Source organism: Enteroscipio rubneri (assembly GCF_963929405.1).
GTDB lineage: Bacteria > Actinomycetota > Coriobacteriia > Coriobacteriales > Eggerthellaceae > Enteroscipio > Enteroscipio rubneri.
Genome location: NZ_CAWVIN010000001.1, coordinates 213,962 through 236,102, shown reverse-complemented (window position 1 = coordinate 236,102; position 22,141 = coordinate 213,962). Strand labels below are relative to the sequence as shown.

Here is a 22,141-nt window from a genome sequence, read left to right as displayed (position 1 = left end):
AAGGAGCCCTGCGAGTTGCGACACAGCGGATCGTTGCAGGGCGAGTCGCGCGCTTATCCCTCGTATGAGCGGGCCACCGCTTGCGCGACGCGGAGGCCGTCGCAGGCGGCGCTCATGATGCCGCCTGCGTAGCCCGCCCCCTCGCCGCAGGGATACAGGCCGCTTTCCGAGGCGCCGGCCGGGGCGCCCGATACGCGTGCCTGCAGCGCATCGTCGCGCACGATGCGCACGGGACTCGAGCTGCGCGTTTCGACGCCGGTCATCACCGCGTCCGCATCCGCGAACCCGTGCAGCCTGCGATCGAGCAGAGGAAGCGCCTCGGCTATGGCGTCGGCCACGAAGCCGGGCAGGCACGTTCGCAGGTCGCACCAGGCCACGCCGCGCGCGTACGTCGACCGCACCGTCGCGCTGGCGCTGCCCGCGCGCCCGGCAAGGAAATCCCCCACGGTCTGCGCTGGCGCCTGAAAGGCCGTGCCGCCCGCCGCAAGCGCCGCATCGTACGCTGCGCGCTCCATTCGCCGCTGCAGTTTAATGCCGGCCAACGGGTGGTCGTCCTCGAAGTCCTCGGGGCCTACGCCCACAAGCAGCGCGCTGTTCGCGTTCTCGCCGTCGCGCGCCCAACGGCTCATACCGTTCACCACGACGCCGCTCTCTTCGCTGGCGGCGCACACCACCTCGCCGCCAGGGCACATGCAGAACGTGTACGCGCTGCGCCCGCTTGGCAGGTGCACGGACAGCTTGTAATCGGCCGCGTCGAGCGCCGGGTGGCTGGCCTGGTCGCCGTACTGAGCTCGGTTCACCGCTTGCTGGGCGTGCTCGATGCGCACGCCCACCGAAAAGGGCTTCTGCTCCATGACCACACCGGCCTCGTACACCGCCTCGAAGGTGTCGCGCGCCGAGTGGCCGCACGCCAGCACAACGCGTCGCGCCGCCAGCTCGCCGAGCGCACCCGTACGCCCGTCGCGTATCCCGATGGAGGCAAGCGCACCCTCATCGAAGCGGAGTCCGACGAGCTGCGTGCGGAAGCGCACCTCGCCGCCCGCCTCCTCGATCTGGCGGCGCAACGTGCGCACGATGTCCACGAGCAGGTCGGTGCCGATATGGGGCTTCGCCTGCCAGAGGATCTCCTCGGGCGCGCCGGCGTCCACGAACCAGCGCAGCACGTGGCGCGCATTTTTATTCTTTATGTTCGTGGTCAGCTTTCCGTCCGAGAACGTCCCCGCCCCGCCTTCGCCGAACTGGATGTTCGTCTGCGGATCGAGGTCGGCGCCTGCGTCGAACGCAGCCACAGCCGCCAAGCGCTCGTCCACGTCGCCGCCGCGCTCCACCACGATGGGACGCAGCCCGGCACGCGCCAGGAAGAGCGCACAAAACAGACCCGCCGGCCCCGTGCCCACCACGACAGGTCGCGGCTCGCCGGAGGCCGCAAGCGCGTCGCCAAGCGCGGGCACCGGGAGCGGCTCGTACGGCATGTGGAACTTGACCTGCGAGTTCGAGGCTGCAGCAAGCGCCCGCTCCTCGTCCTCGACGCTCGCCAGCTCCACACCGAGGGTGGCCGCGAAGTGCACGTCGCGCTTCCTGCGCGCATCGACGCTGCGCTTGAGCACGCGCACCAAGCGCACGTCGCACTCCGCCACGCCAAGCGCGGCAGCCGCTGCAGCTCGCACGAGCGCCACGGCGCGCGCACCCGGAAGCCCTGCATCGAGCGGCAGCTTGACGTTCGCCACCTCAAGCACACCGGCCTCCTTCCACCGAACGTACGGCCGCGCGACCCGCCAGAATGCCGCTCGCCCAGGCCCAATGCAGGTTGTAGCCGCCGCAGGGCGCGTCTACGTCGAGCGCCTCGCCGATCGCGAACAACCCGGGCACGTCGCGCGCACCCATCGTGCGCGAATCGAACGAGTCCACGCCAAGGCCGCCTCGCGCCACCTGGCACCGGGCCGGTTCCGCCACGCCGTCAAGCGCGAACGGCAGCGCCTTCAACGCCGCGCCCAACGCAGGCACGTCCGCTTTCTCGAAAGGCTTCTCCGGTTTCAAGCCCGCCCGGCACAGCACGGCGCGCACCAGCGGAGGAAGCAGCAGGCCGCGAAGCATGCCCTCGCAATCGACGGTGCCGATCGCGCCCAGCAGAGCCTTGCGCCGCGAGAACAGAACCTGGTCGACCTGCTGCCACGGCAGGTCCGGCACGAAATCGACCAGCAGGCGATCGCCTGGATGCGCGAACCGAGAAAGGTTGAACACGGCGACGCCCGACACGCCGTAGGGTCGCACTTGCAGCTCACCCCGCTCGTGCGCCTTTACGCGCCCGCCACCGGGCACAGCGGCGGGCGAGCCATCTCGCATTCCATGCTCCCGCGACCACAGGCGTTCAGCACGGCGAGCCTCGCCTGCGGCATCAGCGTCCGACGCACCCGCCCGCATATCCGCGGCTCGATCCCCCACAAGCCATAATCCGCACCGCACGCGCACGCCGTCCAAATCGCGCGGCGGCGCAGGCTTCGTGCGCAGCGCGCCCAGCACGGGCGATGGCTTCGTCACGGGAAGACTATCCGGCAACTCGAGGCTTGCGAGCGCCCGTCCTCCGACTGCGATGATCACCGCAGCGGCGTGTTCCACCGCCCCGTCCTCGAAACGTATATGGAAACGCCCTCCCGCATATCCGGGCGCGTCGACGCGTATCGCGCGGCGTCCGCACGCCTCGCGCACGCCCGAGGCAGTCGCGGCCGTGCGCAGCACGTCGAGCACGCTCGAGGCCTTGTTCGCAAATGGATAAAGACGCCCTTCGGATTCCTCGCGCCACACAAGACCCAGCTCCTTGAAGAAGGCACACACGGAATCGCCCCCGCGCCTCTGTTGGCGCGTTAGGGCGAGCAGCGCATCGCCAACGAACGCCGCATTGCGGTAGAGGCCCGCGTCCACCTGCGCGTTCGAGAAGTTGCAGCGCCCGTTTCCCGTAGCCAGAATCGAGCGCCCCACGCGATCGTCGCGCTCGAACACGACGACTTCCGCATCCGCGCCTCGATTGCGCGCCTCGCGTGCCGCCGCGACAGCAGCCGCGAGCCCAGCCGCGCCGCCTCCTATAATAGCCAGTTTCTCCATGCCCGCCATGATACCTCAAAACGCGAAGGCGGCCGACGCGGCCGCATCCAGAAAGCAACGCCGGCCCGTGCAGCCGAAATCGGCGTTTTTGCATTGTCCTCGAGTTCTGCGCCCTTCCGATACGGGAAAAAGCGCTTTTCAACCGGATCGCTCAGAGCGCTTGTTGAGAAACCCTCAGGTCGTATTGTGCCTTTCGGAGAAGGATCTCCGAAATCGCCGTCATGGCAGCGCGAAACTCGAGGACACTGCATTTTCGGGGCCTCCTCGGCAGGAGGAGGATGCGAACCTCAAGGACTTTGCATTTCGAGAGCATTTCGGATTGCTGCCCGCCCGCTCCCAACGACGCGATGCAAGTTCGAGGGCATTGCAGAACGGGCGCAGCCCCGGTATTCAATCCGGGGCTGCGAACGGCCTTTTTCTTTGGATCGGGGCTCCCGATCGGCAGGTTTCTCCTGAAGCGCTACTTGCTCTCGATGACGGGTATGGGTGTCTCGTCGGTTTCTTCCAGATTCTTCTCCCATACGTAGTGCTTCGTCTCGCGGGCGATCATACCGGAGAGCAGCAGCACGACGATGATGTTCGGCACTGCCATAAGAGCGTTCGTAATGTCGGATATGGTCCACACGAAATCGCCCACGCCGATGGCGCCCAGAAACGCGATGAGCACATACAGCACCTGGTAGGGGCGGATCGCATGCTTGCCCAGCAGATACGTGACGCAGCGGTTGCCGTAATACGACCAACCCAGGATAGTGGAATATGCGAACAGGATCATGCCGATGACCAGGATCGGCGTCCCGATATAGGGGATGGACGCGAACGCCGCGCTCGTCAGGTCGGCGCCTGCCGCGATTTGGCCGCCCTCCATGATGCCAGGGTTCGCCAGCATCGTGGACACGAGCACGATGCCCGTGAGTGCGCAGATGATGACCGTGTCCCAAAACGTACCGGTCATAGAAACGAGCGCCTGTCGTGCAGGGTTGCGCGTGGAGGCCGCCGAGGCCACGATGGGGGCGGACCCCAGGCCCGACTCGTTGGAGAACAGGCCGCGCGCGCAACCAAACTGGAGCGCCATCATCAGGCCCGATCCCACCGCGCCGCCGAACGCGGCCTTGGGCGTGAAGGCGCATTCGCAGATGAGGCAGATGGCGGGCCAGATGTACTCCCAGTTGATGCCGATGATCATGATGCAGCCCCACGCATAGGCGATGGCCATGAACGGCACGAGCTTCTCGCACACCTTCGAAATGGACTTGATGCCGCCGAAGATGACGAGCGACACCATGATGACGATGGCGAGCCCGATACCCCAGGTGGGGATGCCGGGAAAGTTCGAGGTGATGATGCCGGTCATGGAGCTGGACTGCACAGCCGAACCGATGCCGAAGGATGCGATGGCGGCGAACAGCGCGAACGCGCCTGCGCCGAGCATCGCCCACCAGGGCGTTTTGCCGTTCTTGGTGAACGCGCGCTTCCAGGCGTACATAGCGCCGCCGAGCATCTTGCCTTCATGGTCCTTCACGCGGTACTTCACCGCGGCAAACGTCTCGGAGTACTTCGTGGCGATGCCGAACACGCCGGTGAGCCACATCCACAGCACGGCGCCCGGGCCGCCGGCCAGAATGGCCGTGCCCACGCCCACGATGTTGCCCGTTCCGATGGTTGCCGACAAAGCCGTGGTCAGCGCGCCGAACTGGCTCACGTCCCCCGGCGCGTCCGGATCCTTTGTCACCGATAGCTTGATGGCCGTCGGGATCTTGCGCTGGATGAACCGCGTGCGAAACGTCAGGAACAAATGCGACCCCAACAGCAGCACGATCATCGGCGGCCCCCACACGAAGGCGTCGATGTCGTTGATCATCTGGACAATGTCCATGCAGATATCCTCTCTCTCCTTGGCAATGCGGCATGGCGCCGAAGCCTCACGCGCCGCCGCGACCGAGCATGGGAAAGGACCGGCGCCGAAACGGAGATCCTCGCTCTTACGACAGCCATGCGACCCAGGCCAGACGCCGAGCAACGAATCCTTTCGGAACGGGTACTTTCGCACGCTAAAGCAATCGGATTATAGCGACGGTAAACCTTACGGTTCGTTAACAAACGCGAAATTCTCAGCGAACGGCTGCGGGCCGCGCGGAGCGGGAGCGGTATCGAAGCAGCGGAAAGCGTGCGACGGAAGCTACTTGCTCTCTAGCTGCGGGATGGGCGTGTCGTCGGCTTCGTCGAGATGGCCGTCGTACACGTAATGGCGCGTCTCGCGGGCGATCATGCCGGAGAGCAGCAGCACGACGATGATGTTGGGTATGGCCATGAGCGCGTTGCCAATGTCCGAAATCGTCCACACGATGTCGCCCACGCCGATGGCGCCGAGAAACGCCACGGCCACGTAGATCACCTGGTACGGACGGATGGCGTAGCGACCGAACAGGTACGTGATGCAGCGGTTGCCGTAGTACGACCAGCCCAAGATGGTGGTGTACGAGAACGCCACCATGCCGAGCACGAGGATGGGCGTGCCGATGTAGGGGATCTTCGCGAACGCCTCGCTAGCCAGCATCGCGCCGGAATAGACGGTGGGGTTCGCCATGATGGACGATGCGATATCGGGGTTCGCCAGCATCGTGGACACGAGCACGATGCCCGTGAGTGCGCAGATGACCACAGTGGACCAGAACGTGCCGGTCATCGCCACGAGCGCCTGCTGCGCCGGGTTGCGCGTGGAGGCCGCCGAGGCCACGATGGGGGCGGACCCCAGGCCCGACTCGTTGGAGAACAGGCCGCGCGCGCAACCAAACTGGAGCGCCATCATCAGGCCCGATCCCACCGCGCCGCCGAACGCGGCCTTGGGCGTGAAGGCGCATTCCAAGATCAGGCCGAGCGCCTCACCGAGCAGCGACCCGTTGAGCACGAGTATGACGATGCAGCCCGCAGCGTAAGCCACAGCCATGAACGGCACGAGCTTCTCGCACACCTTCGAGATGGTCTGTACGCCGCCGAAGATGACTGCCGAGACAAGCACCACGATAACGATGCCGACGATCCATGCGGGAACGTCCGCATTGGACGTGATGATGCCGGACATGGCGGAGGCTTGCACGGCCGAGCCGGTGCCGATAGCGGCGACGGCGGCGAACGCGGCGAATGCCACAGCGCCGAACTTCGCCCACCAGGGGGTGCGCCCGTCAGGACCGGGATCGCGCGCTCCTTGATCGTTGCGCCTGAACGCGCGTTCCCAGATGTACATGGCGCCGCCGAGCATGGCTCCGTTGTGATCGCGCACGCGGTACTTCACGGCCGCGTACACCTCGGCGTACTTTGTGGCGATGCCGAACACGCCGGTGATCCACATCCAGAACACCGCGCCCGGGCCGCCCACGAGGATGGCTGTGGCCACGCCCACGATGGAACCGGTGCCGATAGTGGCCGCAAGCGCCGTTGCGAGGGCGCCGAAGTGGCTGATGTCGCCTTTGCCTTCCGGGTCGCTCGACAGCGACAGCTTGATGGCGCGGGGCAGCTTGCGCTGGATGAACCCCGTCTTGAACGTGAAGAACAGATGCGACCCCAACAGGAGCGCGATCATGGCCGGACCCCAGACGAGAGCGTCGATTGTTTCAAGAATTTCGATCATAGCGGTTCGCCATTGTACCCGAAACCAGCCGCGAACGGCTTAAATGCAGCTCAGACACATAACTCGGAGGCTAGGTCGAGAAATCGCCCGCATAGCACAGGCGCCGATCAACGTGCTCCGCATCCGGAAGACGCCGTTTGCCACCGACCAATGCTTCAGATGTTGCCATACGGATGCAAGATGGTTACAATGCGGGGCGATGGATTCTGTTTCAGGGCGAGGTGTGATTCCTCACTGGCGGTGAACGGCCGACTGCGCGTGCAGCCACATGAGCCGAAAGTCCGCGACCCTGCAACGGCGCGAGGTGCGCGCCTGAGCAGGCTGACTCCGGTTAGATCCCGGGACCAACGGTTATAGTCCGGATGGAAGAGGCAGAGTTCGCCGTCGACGGCGCGCAGCGCCGCATATGCATGGCGAATCACGAGCCCGTATGGAATGAGCGGAATTCGTACGGGCTCGTTTCTTTTTGCGAGGCAAGAGGCGAACCCGCACCAATCGTTGTCTCGCGAAAGGAAGGTGGCTCGCTATGTCCGCAACCACGCCAAAAGATCTGGACGATCTCGAATTCTCGAACACGAACGCCTGGGACACCCGGCAGCTGGTAACGATGGCCCTCATGTGCGCAATCGCCGCGCTGCTGTCGTTCGTCCAGCTTCCGCTCATCCCGGGCGTGACGTTTCTCACCTACGATCCCTCGCTCATGCCGGCCATGGTGTGCGGCTTTGCGTTTGGCCCGGGCGCCGGCATCGCCGTGGGCGCCATTGCGGCCGTCATCCACGGACTCATCCTTGGAGAATGGGTGGGCTCGCTTATGAACATCGTTGCCACCCTGTGCTTCGTGTGGCCGGCAGCAGCCATCTACCGGCGCAAACGCACGTTCAAGAGCGGCATCATCGGCCTGCTTGTGGGCGTGCTGGCCGCAACCGCAGGCGCCGTGGTGTCGAACCTCACCATCGGCGTGGCGTTCTGGTACGGCAGCGTCGATGTCATCCTCCCTATGCTATTGCCCGCCATCCTGCCGTTCAACCTGGTAAAAGGCATCGTGAACGCCATATTGACGCTGATCGTGTACAAGGCGGTCTCGAACCTGGTTACCCCGAAGAAATCCCAAGTCAAGGGCCGCTGACGAGAGTCGGCTCCCACGAAAAGCAGTAAGGAACGCACGCATGATCGAGTGCATGGAGATCGAGTTCACATACGACGGAGAGCACCAGGCGCTCGCCGGCATCGACCTCAAGGTCGATGCCGGCGAGTTCGTCTGCGTGCTGGGCGGCAACGGCAGCGGCAAGAGCACGCTGGCAAAGCACCTGAACGCGCTGCTCGTTCCCGATAAGGGGAGCGTCGTAGTGGACGGAAACGACACGGCGGAGCCTCGCCATGTCTACCGCATCCGCTCCACTGCCGGCATGGTATTCCAGAACCCCGACGACCAATTGGTGGCCTCCCTCGTAGAGGACGACGTGGCGTTTGGGCCGGAGAACCTGGGGGTGGAAACTGCCGAGTTGGCACACCGAGTGCGCGACGCGTTGCAAGAGGTCGGACTCGTCGGCTTCGAAAAGCACGAGACGTTCGCTTTGTCGGGAGGCCAGAAGCAGCGCGTAGCCATCGCGGGCGTACTCAGCATGCAGCCGAAGATCCTCATCTTGGACGAAGCGTCAGCCATGCTCGACCCGCGCGGCCGCAAAGGGCTCATGCGCGTATGCAGAAGCCTGCATGAACGCGGCATGACCATCGTCATGATCACTCATTTCATGGAGGAAGCCGCCGAAGCCGACCGCGTGGTCGTGCTTGACCGCGGGACCGTTGCGTTGAGCGGCCCGCCGCAGGAAGTGCTCGTGCGCACCGACATCCTATCCGACCTCAATTTGGAGGTACCATTCGCGTGCAGCCTGTCACTCAAGCTGCGCGACGCCGGTCTGGACGTGCCCGTGCGCGTCCGCGAGGAGCAGCTTATCGAAGCGCTGCCGCGCGCACTCGCAAGCGGAAGCGCGGCGCCGGCCACCGTGGCCGGAAATGCGACGGACGCGGACACGACGGCGAGCGCAGCGAACGCCGCGAACGAAGCAGACGAGCCCGCCATCGAATTGCGCGGGGTATCTTTCACCTATAATCCGCCGAGCAAGCGCACGCGCGCCAAGAAAGAAGGCTCCAAGACGGGCAAGCAGGCGAAGTGGGGTAATGACCCGGACGCCGTTTGGGCGCTGCGCGATATCGACTTCTCCGTGCGAAAAGGCGAGTTCTTCGGTATCGCCGGTCATACCGGATCGGGCAAGTCTACGCTCATCCAGCACACGAACGGCATCCTGCGGCCCACTGAGGGACGGGTGCTCGTCGAAGGCAGAGACGTGTCCGACAAAAAGCAGGCCGCCGGCATCCGCGCCGACGTGGGCGTGGTGTTCCAGTATCCGGAAAACCAGCTGTTCGCCGATACCGTGTACAACGACGTGGCATTCGGCCCCCGCAACCTGAAGCTTTCAGATGAAGAGGTGGACGCACGCGTGCGCGAGTCGCTCGCACTCGTGCGGCTTGATTTCGATGAGCTGCGCGATTCGAGTCCGTTCGCCCTATCCGGCGGCCAGCAGCGCCGCGTGGCATTCGCGGGGGTGTTGGCCATGCGCCCGAGCATCCTCGTGCTCGACGAGCCTGTCGCCGGGCTTGATCCTGCGGCGCGCCGCGAGTTTTTAGGGCTTGTGTCCGAACTCCATCAAGCCGGCCGCACCGTCGTCATGATCTCGCACAGCATGGATGATTTGGCTGCGTGCTGCGACCGCGTGCTCGTGTTGAACGAGGGCAGGATGTTCGCGCTGGGCACTCCTCGCGACGTGTTCTTGCAAGCGCGCGAGCTCAACGATATCGGGCTGGGCATCCCCGCCGCCCAGCGCATGGCGAACAGCCTGCGGGAGGCGGGCGTTCCCATACCCGGCAACGTCCTGTACGATGGCGAGACGCTGGCGCGCGTCCTTGCCGACATAGCAGGGGGCGTCCGATGAACGTCTTCTCCTTCGGCAGCTATTATCCCGGCTCGAGTCCGCTACATCGCATGGATCCGCGCGCCAAGCTCTTGCTGGGCTGCGCGTTCATCATTGCCGCGCTGTGCGCCCGCAACGCAGCGGCGCTCGGCGTGGTGGCTGCATTCGTAGCCGGCTTCTACCTACTCTCGCGCATTCCCCTTGTCAATGCGGCGAAATCGCTCGCCCCGCTCATGTTCATCGTGGTGGTGGCATCGCTGTTGAACCTCTTTGTCGTGCAGGGCGGCGCCGTGCTGTTCGAATGGGGCTTCATCCGCATCTCAGAAGCAGGGGTCGGTTCTTGCCTGTTCATCGCCACCCGCCTCGTGCTCATGATGATGGGGATGAGCCTTATCACCATGACTACCTTGACCCTCGATCTCACGGAAGCCTTCGAGCGCCTCCTCTCGCCGTTCGCACGCTTCGGGCTGCCCGCCCACGAACTCGGAATGATCATGGGCATAGCCCTGCGCTTTCTGCCTCAGTTCGCAAGCGAACTGGCAACCATCTATCATGCACAGATCAGCCGCGGAGCCGGTATGGACGGTAGCCCGGTGAAGGGGCTGCGCATGCTGTCGTCGCTCATGATCCCGCTCTTCACAAGCGCTTTTCGCCACGCCGAAACACTTTCTGCCGCCATGGACGCACGATGCTACCACGGCAGCGCGGGACGCACTCGCCTGCACCCGTTGCGCTTCACCGTGCTCGACGCGGCGGGAGTCGGAGCGCTCGTCGCCATGACCGCCGGAATAGTCGCGGCGAACATGCTGCTGTAGCGTCACTTCCCCTGTCGCCGCGCAGCATTTTCGAAGCGCCGAGGGACGGAGGCTGTTCGATAGATAGAATGTTATCCGACCACGATCTGTTAGGAGCACGACAATGAACGGAAACGAGACCATCCTCCAGTACCTCACGAGCGTTCCCGCCTGGTACCTCGCCACAAGCGTCAATGACCAGCCGCATGTGCGCCCCTTCAGCTTCGCCGCCGAGCAGGATGGCCGCATATGGTTCTGCACGGCTACGACGAAGGACGTCTGGGAGGAGCTCGCGATCAACCGGAACATCGAGGCCACGTCGTGGTGGCCCGGCCATGGCTGGCTCATCCTCCGCGGCGAGGCCGGGCTGGACGACCGGGTGTCCGACGACATCCGGCAAGCGGGTTACGACCATCTCACCGGATTGGGAGAGCACTATGAAGGACCGAACGATCCGACGCTCGTGTTCTTCTCGGTTGAGAATCCGCAAGCATGGATCTGCAATCATGACGAATGGAAACCCGTGGCTTTCTGAGCGCAGCGTGCGGGAAAGCGGCCTTGCCTTGCCGCCGGCCGATCCCGCCAGCGCCTGTGAGCACAACAGCAGCCCCGAGCCGGTCGCGCTCCGGCGCCCACTCCGAGAAAGGCAGTGCCCATGAACGGAACGAAGACCATCATCGAGTACCTTACGAGTGTGCCGGCCTGGTACCTTGCCACCTGCGATGGAGATCAGCCGCACGTGCGCCCCTTCAGCTTCGCAGCCGAGCAGGATGGCCACATATGGTTCTGCACGGCCACGACGAAGGACGTCTATAGAGAACTCCAGGCGAATCCCAAGTTCGAACTGAGCGCGTGGAAACCGGGGAACGGCTGGGTCGTCTTGCGCGGCTGCGCGAACCTGACCGATCGGGCAAGCGCGGATGTCCGACGTGCAGGCTTTGACCATATGATCGGTCTCGGAGAATGCTACGATGGTCCCGACGATGAGACATTGACGTTCTTCACCGTGGATGAGCCCGAAGCCTGGATATGCGACATCGATGGAAGCTGGAATCCCGTCGACATGCAACGCGCATGCGATCGAGCGTGAGAGCATGGCGAAGACTCAACGGAGGGGCCGCGCCCATTCATCCGTCCGCCTCGTTTACACTCCTTGGAACAGCTTGCCGACCGGGGTGTCGAGGCCGCCTGCGATACGCTCCAGCATGTCGACCGTCGGATTGGCGCGCCCGTTTTCGATGTCGATCAGATACTGGCGGCTTACCCCAACCATTAGCGCGAAAGAACATTGCGTGATGCCGGCCTCAACCCGCAGTCTCGCAATATTGTCACCAAGCTGGGTTTTTAATGAAGTGTTCTCCATGCCCGTTAAAGGCTAGCCTCGCTTGGACGAAAAGTCGTAAACTATAGTTTACACAACGCCAATAAAACAAGAGGTTTACGGTCGGGGATAACCGGGTGCCGATGCACTCGAAGCGAGAGAGCAGGAAGGCAGGACATGAACAGCGCATACACAGGCGAATACGAGCACCTGATGACCATGATCAAGCAGGCGGCAGCTCGTATATTCGAACTCGCGGACACCGAGGAGGAAGTCTGCACTTTCGAGCAGTCCATCTACCATGAAATCATGTACCAGGCAGCCATTGCGCAGTCAGAACAGGTCAAGCCGCCGTCCGGATGGGATCCGCTCGGCCGCTAGCCCCCTCCAGTACGCCGCTTCCCCTCCCTTTACCTTGAAAAGAGGGGCGCAATCCGAAAAGCGGGGCGTCGCCGCCCCATGCGGGCATTAATCTGAAAAGTCATAGAGGTCTTTGGTCGCATCGCGGAAGTCCGCGTACACCTCTGCAGCGACAGCCTCATCGTCGACCAACTCGAAAGCAGACGGCTGGCCCTCGTCGTCGAGTTCGGTCACCTCGAGCAGGACTACTTCGCCAGAAGAACCCACCGGTTCGTCATCTGTTAGCGGAAAGAAGAATCCGTAGCGTCGTTGCCCGTGCAGAATAAGACCGAGGAACTCGAACTCGAGGCGCTCTCCGTTATCGTCCTCGAGCACGATAACGATACCCTCTTCAACAGGAGGGCAGAAATTCGGGGCACTTCCTTCACGCATGGTCGGCTCCTTCCGGGCAGCGATGCAGTTTCGGCTCGTATCGCACAGGACCCCGAAGAGGGATCCGGTGTCTACTTCTTGTCAGGACGCTTTTTTCGTTTGGCCTTCGGCGGTTTTACCGCTCCCTTCGAGCCGCGTTCCGAGCCTTCCGAAGCGGATTGCGCGTACGTTGCCGCGCTCGAATCCGCCGCAACGGAAGACTTCGACGCTTCCTCAGCGATCGAAGCAGGATCCGCCGCCTTCTTCGGCACAGCCGCGCTTGCAAGCGCATTCGGCTTCCCAAACTCGAAGCGGCCGATCTCCGGTCCGAACTTCTTCTGGAGCTTAGCATAGCGCGGCTCGCGCGTTTTCCAAAGCGCGAACAGCGGCGTGGCTACCGCGATGGACGAGTACGAACCGCACACCAGGCCGATAACCATGGCGAACGCGAAGTCCTTCAACGTTTCGCCGCCGAACAGGAGCATGGCGAGCACGGGAATGAGCGAGGTGAGCGTCGTGTTGATCGTGCGCACGAACACCTGGTTGATGGAATGGTTTGCCATCGTCATGAACGTGCACTTCACATCGTCAGCCTTCATGTTGTCGCTCACGCGGTGGAAGACGACCACCGTATCGTAGAGCGAGTAACCGAGGATGGTGAGCAGCGCGGCGATGGTGTTCGGATTCACCTCTCGTCCGACGAGCGCATATACCCCCATCACAAGTATGAGGTCGTGCAGCAGCGCAACGATGGCCGTCACGCCCATCTTGTATTCGAAGCGAATGGCGATGTAGATGATGATGAGCACGATGGACACGAGGAACGCTATGAGCGACGACTGGATGACGCTCGCCCCCCAGTCGGGTCCGATGGTGGTCACCTCGAAGCTCTCGGTCGAAAGCCCCAGTTCGTCGGCAACCTGATTGGCGCGTTGCGTCGCCTCTTCGGCACTCGTTGTGGTGGTGCGCACGAGGAAGCCCGCGTCGCCATCGGCCTCTGTCGTCTGGATGACGGCATCGGGCTCGCCTGCCTGGTCGAAGGCGGTGCGCATCTGCTCGGTGGTCACATCGCCCGTGCCATGGAAGGCCACCGATGTACCGCCGATAAATTCGATGCCGAAGTTCAACCCGCGCACGCCCACGATGGCGAAAGCCGCCACCACAAGCACGGCGGCCGCAGTGAGGAACACGCGCCGATAGCCGAGAAAGTTGATATCGCGTTTGATGAACTTGCCACGCGGTTTGCGCGCTGCCTTCGCAGCTGCCTCTCCTGCGGCGCCCGCCTTGCGCGCGGCCTCCTTCTCGGAAGCCGCAGGATTCATAGCCTCGCCCACCTCAGCTGCAGACACGCTCGCGCCTTCGGCAGCGGCGAGTGCCTTGTAGTCGCCGGCGGCCTGCTCGGCATCGCGCACGCCCCAGAACCCGGGATGCTTCACGATCGTGCCCGGTGCAAGCAGGCGGATGAGCGGCGCCTTGAACAGGAGCATCATGGCGATGTCGCAGAAGATGCCGAGTGCAAGCGTCAGGCCGAAGCCCTTGACCGAAGCGCTGGCCAGGAAGAACAGGGACAGCGCACTAACCAACGTGACGAGGTCCGCGTCGATGGACGTGACGATGGCGTGCTTCACGCCGGTGATGGAAGCCGCACGGACGCTTCTGCCCATGCGGATTTCCTCGCGGAAGCGCTCCATCGTGAGGATGGAAGAGTCCGCCGCCATGCCGATGGTCAGCACGATGCCCGCAATGCCCGCAAGCGACAGGCTGAACAGGCCGAAATGAGACAGCACGGCCAAAATGCCCAGGTACAGCACCGAGAAGATGCCCATTGCCGCCGCCGTGATAAGGCCGAGGCCGCGATAGAAGAACAGCAGGTAGAGCATGACCACGGCAAGGCCTATAAGCGCCACGAGCACGCCGGAGCGCAGCGCGTCCTGGCCGAGCGTCGGCCCCACCGTTTGGCTCTGCGCGTATTCGAAGCTTACGGGCAGCGAACCGCTCTCCAGTACGGTTTGCAGCGATTGCGCTTCCTCCAGCGTATAGTGGCCGGTGATCTTCACCTCACCATTGGGTATCTCGGACTGCACCGCCGGCGCCGACTGCACCTCGTTATCCAGGATGATGACGATCCTGCCCTTCGTAGGCGCAAGCTCTTTCGTAGCCGCGGCGAACGCCGCCGCGCCCTCGCTGTCGAGGTTCACGAGCACGGCGTAGTTGGCGCTCGTCTCGCCCTCTTTGCCGATGGTCACCTTCGTGATGTCAGCGCCGCTGACGAGGGGCGTGTACGTGCCGTCCTCCACCTCGAGGTGCTGCACCTCGCCCGAAGGGAGCGTGAGAATGCCCAAGTCGTCGCTCACGGTTCTCTCGCCGGCGTACTGACCCTCTTCTATCTTCTTCTTCACATCATTGTCGGTGAACGAATCGAGACGGGCGAACTCGAGTTTGCCCGTCTTGCCGATAGTCTCAAGGGCGTCTTCAGTATTGGTGAGGCCCGGTATCTGCACGAGGATCTGGTCGGAACCCTGCACCTGCACGACGGCCTCCGATGCACCGAGCGCATTGACACGGCTCTCGATGATTGCCCGGCTGCTCTCCATTTCCTCGGGAGTGATCTCGGCACCATCGGTGCTCTTCGCAGTGAGCACCACCGACAGACCGCCCTGAATGTCAAGACCCTGGTTGATGCGCTCCTGCGGCGGGGTGAACGCGAAAACAGACCCGATGACGAGCAGGGTCGTGATGATGAGCAGCCAGACGTTGCGCCGGTCCATCGACCGGCCTGGCCGTTTTTGCTTCTTGGCTTTCTGCGCTTTCGCCATGCGACGTTCTCCCCGATCAACCTTCGAACTTCGCGGGCATGCCAATCCGACCGCCCGCACGATAACCGATTCATTGTGCCACAAAACGGCCGCCTGGGATACCGGGGGGCTCATTATCTCCGCGAAAGCCGGAACCGATGCAGTCCATGCTCCTCCCGGCTGGCGATTGGGCGGCAGGTGCTAGTAATCGCTCGCCGCTGGGCTGGCCATCCACGCCGCGTAGAACTCCTCGTAGGCGTCGGCCAGCACCGCCTCGCGCACGCGGCGCATGAGGTCGATGAGGTAGTGCAGGTTGTGGATGGAGAGCAGGATGCCGCCGAGCATCTCGTTCTGCTTCACAAGGTGCCGGATGTAGGCGCGGCTGTGGTTTCGGCACGTGGGGCACGTGCAGGCGGCGTCGAGCGGGCCGAAGTCCCGCGTGAACTTCGCGTTGCGCATGTTCATGCGGCCCGTGGACGAGAACGCCGTTCCCATGCGAGCCGTGCGGGTAGGCAGCACGCAGTCGAACATGTCCACGCCCTCGCGCACCGCGCGCACGAGCGTGGTGGGGTTGCCCACCCCCATGAGGTAGCGCGGGCGGTCCTCCGGGCACGCGCGCGCCACGGGGCCCAGCGTCTCGAACATCACCTCGTGGTCCTCGCCCACCGAGTAGCCTCCGATGCCGAAGCCGCCGAAGCGGCGCCCGCCCGCAGCCAGGCTTTCCTCCTCGATCTCGCGTAGGCGGCGGATGGATTCCAGCCGCAGGTCCAGCTCCATGCCGCCCTGCACGATGCCGAAGAGCGTCTGGTCGGGCCGGACGTGCGCAGCCAGGCAGCGGCGCGCCCAGTTGGCCGACAGGTCCACGGCCTTCGCCACGAACGCGTGCTCGGCCGGGTACGGCGTGCACTGGTCGAGCTGCATGGCGATATCGGCGCCGAGCTCTTCCTGTATGGCCATGTTGGACTCGGGCGTCCAGCGGATCTTCGAGCCGTCGTAGATGGAGCGGAACGTGAGGCCGTCGTCGTCCAGCTTGAGCGTGTCGGCCAGGCTGAACACCTGGAACCCGCCCGAGTCGGTGAGCATGGGGCCGTCGTAGTTCATGAAGCGGTGCACCCCGCCGGCCTCGGCCACCACGTCGGCGCCGGGGCGCAGCGACAGGTGGTAGGTGTTCGCGAGCACCACCTGGGAGTTCAGATCGCGCAGCTGGCCTGCGGTAACGCCCTTCACTGTGGCGCTCGTGCCCACGGGCATGAACATGGGCGTATGGAACGTCCCGTGGGCCGTCTCGTAGGAGAGCGCGCGGGCGTGGCCGCTCGTCGCCTCGCAGGCGCAGTCGAACAGCGCCATGCTAGGCCTCCGATCCGCAGGCGGCTAGGGCCTCCTCGCGCGCAGCGGCCGCCACGGCCCCCGCCTCGATGCCGCAGGCCGGGTTCGCGCACGGAGGCAGCGCCTCGGCCCAAACGGCGAACTCCTCCATGGCACCGTGCCTCACGGACGAGAGGTCGAAGCCGTCCGTCGGGTCGAGCAGGTGGTCCGTGACGAGAAACGCGTCGGCGCCCAAGCTGCAGGCAGCCAGATCCTCCACCGTGTTGTTCCCCACCATGAGCACGTCGGCGCCGGCAAGGCCGCAAGCCGCCAGGTTCTCGGCGTAGTACGCCGGCTTCGGCTTCACGCTCGTGGAGTTCTCGAACGACGTCAGACGCGAGAAGTGCGCCGGATCGACGCCGGCCCAAGCGAGGCGCCACTCCACGGCGCGTCGCGGGAACATGGGCATGGTGGCCAGCACGAGCGGGTAGCCCTTGGCCGCCAGCGCCGCGACGGCTCGGGCACAGGCGGGGTTCGCCTGCACGCCTTCGCCGATGGCGCCGAAGTCGTGCTCGTAGAACTCGTTGAGCAGGGGCAGCCACTCCCCTTCGCCGCCTTCCACATGCGGGAAGAACGCCTCCCAGTACGCCTCGGCGTTCGCGCGGCCGTCATCGTGGGCCGCCATGGCGCCGATGCCCGCCTTGAGGCCGGCGGAGAATGCCTGCGCGTCGAGGCCCCGCTCAGCCACGAAACGCGCGATGGCCTTGAAGTACGCGCCTAGGAACTCCTCTATCTCCATGGGCAGCAGCGTGCCGTCCAGGTCGAAGAAGATCGCGCGGTAGGCGCGCGAGCCGGTCCCGTCCGGCGTTGCGGGCGCGTTCGAGGCCGCCCGGGCGTTCCACGAGTCCAGCAGGTCTTCCGTGTGGGATGGCGAGGGGGCGGTGCGTTCGTCCATTGCGTTGTTCCTTTGCTCGATGACGTGCGTCGTTGTCGTCATGGTAGTATAGGCGACGATGCGAAGGAGCGTGCGAAACCCGATGAAATTGCTACTTCATGCCTGCTGCGGACCGTGCTCGCTCGAGCCGACGCGCATTCTGCGCGCGGCGGGGCACGACCTTGCCTTATATTACACGAACTCGAACATCGCGCCGGCGAGCGAGTACGCGCACCGCCTGGGCACGCTGCGCACGTGGGCCGGCAACGAGGGCCTTCCCGTGCTGGAAGGGCCCTACGCCCCGGGCGCCTGGGAGGCCTCGGCCGGGAGAGTTGGCGAGTCCGCGCTCGAGGCGGCGGGCGGCGACGTACTGCGCTGCGCGACAGAGGCTCCCTTGCGCGAGGCCCGCTGCCGCGCCTGCTACCGCCTACGCTTCGAGGAGGCCGCCCGCAGCGCCGCCGAACGGGGCTTCGACGCCGTGGGCACCACGCTGTCGGTGAGCCCCTACCAGTTCATCGACGTTATCCGCGAGGAGCTGGAGCGCGCCGCCGCGCATGCGGGTGTCGACGCCCACTTCGAGGACTACCGCCCCTTCTACGACGAGGCGGCCCGCCGCAGCCGCGCGATGGGCATGTACCGCCAGAACTTCTGCGGCTGTCGCTTCTCCGAAGCCGAAGCCGCCGCCGAGCGCGCCCAGCGCAAGCGCCAGCGCGTCGCAGAGCGCGAGGCCAAGGCCGCCGCGCACGCCGACGAACGCGCCGCAGAGGAGGCCGCCCGCGCGACCAAGCGCGCCGAGCGCCAGGCCTACGCCGAGAAGCAGGCGAAGAAGCGCGCCGCCCTGAAAGCCCTCCGCGAGCAGGAGCGTTCGGACGGATAGGCTCGTAATTTGGATTTCTTCCACAGAACGTCCGTACAGGCTCCCGAGACGCGCTTGGACGGGGAGCCGTCCCCGCCCAAGCGTATAGGGAGCTCGATAGCGAGCGCAGACCCCGGTAGGGCTGAAGCAAATGCAATGCGCGTCATCCTTCGATGACCGTCTGGAAGCCGCTTCCTTCTCGTGCGGTAGGGAACTCGAGGAATACCTGCCTGTTGTCGGGCATGAGAACGCCTATAATAGGCAGTTCGACGACCACCCGCGAACCGCCCGAAGGATCCACTCGCATGAAGACCTCCGACTTCGACTACGACCTGCCCGAAGAACTCATCGCGCAGAAGCCCGCCGCCGAGCGCGACGGCTGCCGCATGCTCGTCATGGATCGTGCGACCGGCGCGCTGGAAGATCGCATCTTCCGAGACATCGCCGACTATCTGCACCCCGGCGACCTTCTGATAGCTAATGAGACCCGCGTCATGCCGGCGCGTCTTCTGGGTGCGAAGCGGGGCACGGGCGGAGCGGCCGAGGTGTTCCTGCTGCGTCAGCATGGCACGCCCCTGGAGAACCGAAGCGCACTCTGGGAGGTGCTCGTGCGCCCCGGCAAGCGCCTCAAACCCGGTACGGGCGCAGTCGTGGACTTCACCGACGCTGCGGGCAACGTAGCGCTGTCGGCCGAGATCGTGGATTGGGCCGCGCCCTCGAGCCAATCCGCATCGACCGATGGTGCGCAGAAAGGCGAGCGCATCGCGCGCCTCACCACGCAGCTGCCCTCCCTCGACGAAGCGCTGCACGCGGTGGGCCACACGCCACTCCCGCCCTACATCAAGGACTACTCAGGCGACGAGGAGCTCTACCAAACCGTGTACTCCCGTCGCGAAAGCTCAGCGGCGGCGCCCACGGCAGGCCTCCATTTCACGCCTGAGCTCATCGCGAGCCTCCAGGAACGGCACGTGCGCTGGGAAACGGTGGAGCTCGAAGTGGGCCTGGACACGTTCCGCATCGTGGACGAGGACGACCCCGAGCGCCACGTCATCCATACGGAGTACTACACCGTGCCCCAGCGCACCGTCGACGCCGTTACCGAGACGCGCGAGCGCGGCGGGCGCGTGATCGCCGTCGGCACGACAAGCGTTCGCAGCCTCGAAAGCGCTTGGGACGCCGAAGCGGGCGTCCTCGCGTCGCGCGAGCGAGAAGCAACCTCGCTATATATCCTACCTGGATACCAATTCCACGTGGTGGATGCCTTGGTCACGAACTTCCATGTCCCGCGCTCGACCCTCATGATGCTCGTGAGCGCATTCTCCACACGCGAGCGCATCATGGCTGCCTACCGGCATGCGGTCAAAGAGCGCTACCGCATGCTCTCCTTCGGCGACGCGATGTTCATCCGCTAGAAAGCCAGCGGCCGCAAGCGGCGCGCGCCCTCCACGGCCTCAGCGCGTCGCCTCGTACAGGAAGCAGCCGTCGCCGTCCTCATGACGCTCCGCTTCGCCGTGCTCGACCAGATACTCCAGGTAGGCAAACGGAATGGCGACGCGGCGTACGCGGCGGTTTTCGGGTTCGCCGGCCAGGCCCTGGGGCAGATATGCGTAAAACGAGCGCGCCAGTTCATACACGCTGACCGGTCCGAGCTCACGCACGAGCCCCCGAACACGGTCGAGCGGCTTTTCATACTTCGCGAACACACTGTCAATGAAGGCATTCACTTCGTCCGCGCTCGTGAACGAGTCCCGATGACTCATGAATGCGGTACGAAGGCGCATGGCGCGGATATCGTGCAAGCTTTCGAAAAAGCGTTCGAGCAACCGGCTCGACGCATCGAACTGCATGAGCCCCGGAGCGGAATCGAGCAGATGGTCGCCCGCGAAGAGGAAGCTGTGCTTCCGTTCGAGCAAGCTCGCATGCTCCACGGTATGGCCCGGCGTGTACAGCACCTCCAGGTCGTATCCTGCTATCGACAGCGCTTCGCCCTCGGGCAGCTGTCTCACGCGCTCCTCCAGCGCAGGCGTGAAATGATCACGACCCATGAGGATATCGGCCCAGTCCGAGATAGCACGATCGCCTGCGCGAAGCGCCCCTGTTTGACGAAGAAAAGCCTCGCGCGACGCTTCGGTCCACGGAACCGCCGGTCCACTGTAGAAGGCTCCGGCGCCCCGATCGAGAACGTACTGCAGGTTCTCGTCGTGATCGTCATGGAAGTGCGTCAAAAACACTTCGACGTTCTCCCAGGGAACGTCGTTGTCCTCCACTGCGCGGTCGATCGGTTCGGTACCGCACATGACAGGGTGGCCCGTGTCGATGAGCAGGGCTCTTCGACCCGGCTCGACAACGGCAAACAGGTCAAGGCGATCCGTGAAATAGAAGTTCTCGATGGCATAGCTGCTATGGAAGACGCCCGGCAGGTCCTCCTGCATGAGGAACCGATTGTAAGATGAAGCGCCTTCGTAGGGATTGATGGAGTTCGTCATTGCCCATCCTCACATTGGGACGCACAGCGCACTGCGCAGCCCGAGCGAATCGAAAAGCCTCGGCGTTGCGGCCTACCTACAAAAATGACCCCGCGCTGCGGGGCCATTTCGGCATGTTTTTGTGAATCGTGCTTACGCCTTCGTCACGTTGCTTGCCTGGAGCTTGCCATTCTGGCCGGTCGTGACGTCGAACTGGACAGCCTGTCCCTCGTCGAGAGTCTTGAACCCGTCCATCTTGATCTCAGAAAAATGAACGAAGAGATCTTCGCCGTCATTCTGGGAGATGAACCCATAGCCTTTTTCGGGGTTGAACCACTTCACAGTACCTTCCGCCATTTTAAATCCTCTTTCCTCTCCTTGACTCCTCAAGGAGGTAACACTGCGTGCTGCATGGCGGCAACACTCGCTCTCACCTCGAGAGCACACGTTCACTATACGCTAAACCGAAGCGAAAAGGGTCGGGATTCTTCCTTTTGCTGAGATTTTTACCCTTTCGTCAGAATGGGCTCGAGGTTCTTACGTTTCCGGCGCACAGCGAGCGCACACCTGTACGGCGGACAAGCATCTCGGGATATCGTGCCGGCGCGACCGCAGAGCTTTCGTGCGGTCCAGAAAGCGTCCGCAGCGCGACACCAGCGGCCTCCGCAGCTGAAGGGCCCGCGAAAGCCTATCGGCAGAAATCGCCGTCTTCCTGGCTCGGATCGTCTGGCTGCTCGCTCGCGAACGACGCATCGAGCCCGCATCCGGCTTCGATGTCGACGATGGCAGACTCGCCCGGAAGCCCCTCGTCGTCGAGCAGGTCGGCCAAGTCCTCGGGATTCTCGGGCAGATAGAGCCCGTACGCGTCCGCCAACGACCGCGCCTGCTGCAAGCGCAGATCGGCGAGCGATCCTTCGTTGGCATCGCGCAAGTATACGGAAGCGAGCGCAAGGCTGCGCACCACGAATTCGATCACGCGAGGATCGGTCCCCGACACCTGGAGCACACGCGCGACGGAATCAGGTGACAGTGACAGCAGTGTCGTGCCGTCGATATCGGTCGCCTCGCCGACAGCGTCCTCCAGCATCGCAGCCGCCGCTTTCGGATCCCCCTCCTCCCGAGCCTTGAACCAGCTGCGGCGCAGGATCTCGGCGTATTGCAGGATGATCCGCATAAGGTAGTCTTGCTCGAGCATGCTTCGTCC

The 22,141-nt window shown here is 64.2% G+C and carries 21 protein-coding genes and 1 riboswitch; of the genes, 8 read left to right on the top strand and 13 right to left on the bottom strand.

Translation table 11 applies throughout. The annotated features are described in order from the left end of the window. Positions 1 to 53: 53 nt before the first annotated feature. The 4 genes from ABGT83_RS00940 to ABGT83_RS00925 all read right to left on the bottom strand — a co-directional run bounded on the left by ABGT83_RS00940 (position 54) and on the right by ABGT83_RS00925 (position 6,727). The gene (locus tag ABGT83_RS00940; RefSeq protein WP_103264180.1) at positions 54 to 1,736 is read right to left on the bottom strand and encodes an NAD(P)/FAD-dependent oxidoreductase; all 1,683 of its coding nucleotides are present in this window, start codon (positions 1,734 to 1,736) and stop codon (positions 54 to 56) included. Beyond that, complete coding sequence (locus ABGT83_RS00935; RefSeq protein ID WP_346685572.1) at positions 1,729 to 3,099, bottom strand: NAD(P)/FAD-dependent oxidoreductase; 1,371 nt, start codon at positions 3,097 to 3,099, stop codon at positions 1,729 to 1,731. The genes ABGT83_RS00940 and ABGT83_RS00935 overlap by 8 nt, the downstream gene beginning before the upstream one ends. A gap of 460 nt (positions 3,100 to 3,559) precedes the next feature. Then, entirely contained in the window at positions 3,560 to 4,975 is a 1,416-nt protein-coding gene (locus ABGT83_RS00930) for an alanine/glycine:cation symporter family protein (RefSeq protein ID WP_103264178.1), read from the bottom strand. Positions 4,976 to 5,278: 303 nt separating this feature from the next. Continuing rightward, positions 5,279 to 6,727 (bottom strand): alanine/glycine:cation symporter family protein, encoded by a 1,449-nt coding sequence (locus tag ABGT83_RS00925; RefSeq protein WP_346685571.1) that lies wholly within the window; start codon positions 6,725 to 6,727, stop codon positions 5,279 to 5,281. 203 nt (positions 6,728 to 6,930) lie between these two features. Next, positions 6,931 to 7,105, top strand: a riboswitch (FMN riboswitch). Between the two features lie 148 nt (positions 7,106 to 7,253). Here ABGT83_RS00925 and ABGT83_RS00920 point away from each other — a divergent pair. From ABGT83_RS00920 to ABGT83_RS00900, 5 genes are all read left to right on the top strand, one after another. Beyond that, positions 7,254 to 7,853: an ECF transporter S component gene (locus ABGT83_RS00920; RefSeq protein ID WP_346685570.1), complete on the top strand. Its 600-nt coding sequence runs from the start codon at positions 7,254 to 7,256 to the stop codon at positions 7,851 to 7,853. 40 nt (positions 7,854 to 7,893) lie between these two features. After that, the gene (locus tag ABGT83_RS00915; RefSeq protein ID WP_346685569.1) at positions 7,894 to 9,717 is read left to right on the top strand and encodes an energy-coupling factor transporter ATPase; all 1,824 of its coding nucleotides are present in this window, start codon (positions 7,894 to 7,896) and stop codon (positions 9,715 to 9,717) included. Then, a complete protein-coding gene (locus ABGT83_RS00910) occupies positions 9,714 to 10,511 on the top strand; it encodes an energy-coupling factor transporter transmembrane component T family protein (protein WP_103264174.1) in 798 nt (265 codons plus the stop codon). The genes ABGT83_RS00915 and ABGT83_RS00910 overlap by 4 nt, the downstream gene beginning before the upstream one ends. A 103-nt stretch (positions 10,512 to 10,614) precedes the next feature. Next, the gene (locus ABGT83_RS00905; RefSeq protein ID WP_346685568.1) at positions 10,615 to 11,025 is read left to right on the top strand and encodes a pyridoxamine 5'-phosphate oxidase family protein; all 411 of its coding nucleotides are present in this window, start codon (positions 10,615 to 10,617) and stop codon (positions 11,023 to 11,025) included. Positions 11,026 to 11,145: 120 nt separating this feature from the next. Continuing rightward, complete coding sequence (locus ABGT83_RS00900; RefSeq protein ID WP_103264172.1) at positions 11,146 to 11,580, top strand: pyridoxamine 5'-phosphate oxidase family protein; 435 nt, start codon at positions 11,146 to 11,148, stop codon at positions 11,578 to 11,580. 54 nt (positions 11,581 to 11,634) lie between these two features. Here ABGT83_RS00900 and ABGT83_RS00895 read toward each other — a convergent pair whose 3' ends face one another. Next, positions 11,635 to 11,853: a helix-turn-helix transcriptional regulator gene (locus ABGT83_RS00895; protein WP_103264171.1), complete on the bottom strand. Its 219-nt coding sequence runs from the start codon at positions 11,851 to 11,853 to the stop codon at positions 11,635 to 11,637. A 135-nt stretch (positions 11,854 to 11,988) separates the two neighbouring features. Between ABGT83_RS00895 and ABGT83_RS00890 the strand changes: the two genes are divergently transcribed. Beyond that, on the top strand, positions 11,989 to 12,192 hold the full coding sequence (locus ABGT83_RS00890; protein ID WP_103264170.1) for a hypothetical protein: 204 nt from the start codon (positions 11,989 to 11,991) through the stop codon (positions 12,190 to 12,192). 87 nt (positions 12,193 to 12,279) lie between these two features. On the opposite strand, the gene ABGT83_RS00885 is transcribed toward ABGT83_RS00890, so the two are convergent. The 4 genes from ABGT83_RS00885 to ABGT83_RS00870 all read right to left on the bottom strand — a co-directional run bounded on the left by ABGT83_RS00885 (position 12,280) and on the right by ABGT83_RS00870 (position 17,637). Further along, positions 12,280 to 12,603, bottom strand: coding sequence for a DUF1292 domain-containing protein (locus tag ABGT83_RS00885; RefSeq protein WP_103264169.1), 324 nt, complete (start codon positions 12,601 to 12,603; stop codon positions 12,280 to 12,282). Positions 12,604 to 12,674: 71 nt separating this feature from the next. Beyond that, positions 12,675 to 15,398 carry a protein translocase subunit SecD gene (gene secD / locus ABGT83_RS00880; RefSeq protein WP_346685567.1) on the bottom strand — a complete coding sequence of 908 codons (2,724 nt, stop codon included), beginning with the start codon at positions 15,396 to 15,398 and terminating at the stop codon, positions 12,675 to 12,677. 180 nt (positions 15,399 to 15,578) lie between these two features. Beyond that, positions 15,579 to 16,724 carry a tRNA guanosine(34) transglycosylase Tgt gene (gene tgt / locus ABGT83_RS00875; protein WP_346685566.1) on the bottom strand — a complete coding sequence of 382 codons (1,146 nt, stop codon included), beginning with the start codon at positions 16,722 to 16,724 and terminating at the stop codon, positions 15,579 to 15,581. Position 16,725: 1 nt separating this feature from the next. Further along, on the bottom strand, positions 16,726 to 17,637 hold the full coding sequence (locus ABGT83_RS00870; protein ID WP_346685565.1) for an HAD family hydrolase: 912 nt from the start codon (positions 17,635 to 17,637) through the stop codon (positions 16,726 to 16,728). 82 nt (positions 17,638 to 17,719) lie between these two features. Between ABGT83_RS00870 and ABGT83_RS00865 the strand changes: the two genes are divergently transcribed. Then, entirely contained in the window at positions 17,720 to 18,493 is a 774-nt protein-coding gene (locus ABGT83_RS00865; RefSeq protein ID WP_346685564.1) for an epoxyqueuosine reductase QueH, read from the top strand. A gap of 142 nt (positions 18,494 to 18,635) precedes the next feature. On the opposite strand, the gene ABGT83_RS00860 is transcribed toward ABGT83_RS00865, so the two are convergent. Continuing rightward, positions 18,636 to 18,779 (bottom strand): hypothetical protein, encoded by a 144-nt coding sequence (locus ABGT83_RS00860; protein WP_346685563.1) that lies wholly within the window; start codon positions 18,777 to 18,779, stop codon positions 18,636 to 18,638. Here ABGT83_RS00860 and queA point away from each other — a divergent pair. After that, positions 18,778 to 19,884 (top strand): tRNA preQ1(34) S-adenosylmethionine ribosyltransferase-isomerase QueA, encoded by a 1,107-nt coding sequence (queA, locus tag ABGT83_RS00855; protein WP_346685562.1) that lies wholly within the window; start codon positions 18,778 to 18,780, stop codon positions 19,882 to 19,884. The two genes, ABGT83_RS00860 and queA, sit on opposite strands and share 2 nt — an antisense overlap. Before the next feature lie 39 nt (positions 19,885 to 19,923). Here queA and ABGT83_RS00850 read toward each other — a convergent pair whose 3' ends face one another. The 3 genes from ABGT83_RS00850 to ABGT83_RS00840 all read right to left on the bottom strand — a co-directional run bounded on the left by ABGT83_RS00850 (position 19,924) and on the right by ABGT83_RS00840 (position 22,132). Continuing rightward, on the bottom strand, positions 19,924 to 20,958 hold the full coding sequence (locus ABGT83_RS00850) for an MBL fold metallo-hydrolase (protein ID WP_346685561.1): 1,035 nt from the start codon (positions 20,956 to 20,958) through the stop codon (positions 19,924 to 19,926). 132 nt (positions 20,959 to 21,090) lie between these two features. Then, positions 21,091 to 21,294 (bottom strand): cold-shock protein, encoded by a 204-nt coding sequence (locus ABGT83_RS00845; RefSeq protein WP_015539962.1) that lies wholly within the window; start codon positions 21,292 to 21,294, stop codon positions 21,091 to 21,093. Positions 21,295 to 21,625: 331 nt separating this feature from the next. After that, positions 21,626 to 22,132: a hypothetical protein gene (locus ABGT83_RS00840; RefSeq protein ID WP_346685560.1), complete on the bottom strand. Its 507-nt coding sequence runs from the start codon at positions 22,130 to 22,132 to the stop codon at positions 21,626 to 21,628. Positions 22,133 to 22,141: the final 9 nt, after the last annotated feature.

Coding starts and splice junctions, on each gene's coding strand:
- ABGT83_RS00935 (WP_346685572.1), bottom strand. CDS start 3,099: ATGGAGAAACTGGCTATTATAGGAGGCGGCGCGGCTGGGCTCGCGGCT.
- ABGT83_RS00930 (WP_103264178.1), bottom strand. CDS start 4,975: ATGGACATTGTCCAGATGATCAACGACATCGACGCCTTCGTGTGGGGG.
- ABGT83_RS00925 (WP_346685571.1), bottom strand. CDS start 6,727: ATGATCGAAATTCTTGAAACAATCGACGCTCTCGTCTGGGGTCCGGCC.
- ABGT83_RS00920 (WP_346685570.1), top strand. CDS start 7,254: ATGTCCGCAACCACGCCAAAAGATCTGGACGATCTCGAATTCTCGAAC.
- ABGT83_RS00915 (WP_346685569.1), top strand. CDS start 7,894: ATGATCGAGTGCATGGAGATCGAGTTCACATACGACGGAGAGCACCAG.
- ABGT83_RS00910 (WP_103264174.1), top strand. CDS start 9,714: ATGAACGTCTTCTCCTTCGGCAGCTATTATCCCGGCTCGAGTCCGCTA.
- ABGT83_RS00905 (WP_346685568.1), top strand. CDS start 10,615: ATGAACGGAAACGAGACCATCCTCCAGTACCTCACGAGCGTTCCCGCC.
- ABGT83_RS00900 (WP_103264172.1), top strand. CDS start 11,146: ATGAACGGAACGAAGACCATCATCGAGTACCTTACGAGTGTGCCGGCC.
- ABGT83_RS00895 (WP_103264171.1), bottom strand. CDS start 11,853: ATGGAGAACACTTCATTAAAAACCCAGCTTGGTGACAATATTGCGAGA.
- ABGT83_RS00890 (WP_103264170.1), top strand. CDS start 11,989: ATGAACAGCGCATACACAGGCGAATACGAGCACCTGATGACCATGATC.
- ABGT83_RS00885 (WP_103264169.1), bottom strand. CDS start 12,603: ATGCGTGAAGGAAGTGCCCCGAATTTCTGCCCTCCTGTTGAAGAGGGT.
- secD (WP_346685567.1), bottom strand. CDS start 15,398: ATGGCGAAAGCGCAGAAAGCCAAGAAGCAAAAACGGCCAGGCCGGTCG.
- tgt (WP_346685566.1), bottom strand. CDS start 16,724: ATGGCGCTGTTCGACTGCGCCTGCGAGGCGACGAGCGGCCACGCCCGC.
- ABGT83_RS00870 (WP_346685565.1), bottom strand. CDS start 17,637: ATGGACGAACGCACCGCCCCCTCGCCATCCCACACGGAAGACCTGCTG.
- ABGT83_RS00865 (WP_346685564.1), top strand. CDS start 17,720: ATGAAATTGCTACTTCATGCCTGCTGCGGACCGTGCTCGCTCGAGCCG.
- queA (WP_346685562.1), top strand. CDS start 18,778: ATGAAGACCTCCGACTTCGACTACGACCTGCCCGAAGAACTCATCGCG.
- ABGT83_RS00860 (WP_346685563.1), bottom strand. CDS start 18,779: ATGCGAGTGGATCCTTCGGGCGGTTCGCGGGTGGTCGTCGAACTGCCT.
- ABGT83_RS00850 (WP_346685561.1), bottom strand. CDS start 20,958: ATGACGAACTCCATCAATCCCTACGAAGGCGCTTCATCTTACAATCGG.
- ABGT83_RS00845 (WP_015539962.1), bottom strand. CDS start 21,294: ATGGCGGAAGGTACTGTGAAGTGGTTCAACCCCGAAAAAGGCTATGGG.
- ABGT83_RS00840 (WP_346685560.1), bottom strand. CDS start 22,132: ATGCTCGAGCAAGACTACCTTATGCGGATCATCCTGCAATACGCCGAG.